We start from the raw sequence: 253 nt of genomic DNA, 5'->3' as shown, positions 1-253 counted from the left end.
CCCAATACGCTGGGCGGCGCCATCAACCTAGTCACGCGCAAGCCCGTCAAATCGTTCGAGGGCGATGCACGCATCGGCGCAGGCGCAGGCGGCGAACGCAAGGCCGCCGTGAACCTGGGCGGCAACCTGGGCTCCTGGTACTACCAGCTTGGCGCCTCCTACCTGGACGCGGACAGTTTTCCGCTGCCCAAGGGCTTCAAGGACTTCAAGAAGCAGCCCACCGACACGGGCAACTACCGCGACAACGCCTACC

At 65.2% G+C, this 253-nt stretch carries 1 protein-coding gene; it reads left to right on the top strand.

The window, feature by feature from the left end:
• Positions 1 to 253 (top strand): hypothetical protein (locus ACS2QP_RS28195; protein WP_438883128.1); only part of this gene is annotated, 253 nt, incomplete at both ends.

This window comes from Bacillus cereus group sp. Bce019 (assembly GCF_051781745.1).
Classification (GTDB): Bacteria; Bacillota; Bacilli; order Bacillales; family Bacillaceae_G; genus Bacillus_A; species Bacillus_A cereus.
Note: the sequence above shows the minus strand (reverse complement) of the source record. Positions and strands in the feature narration are given on the sequence as shown.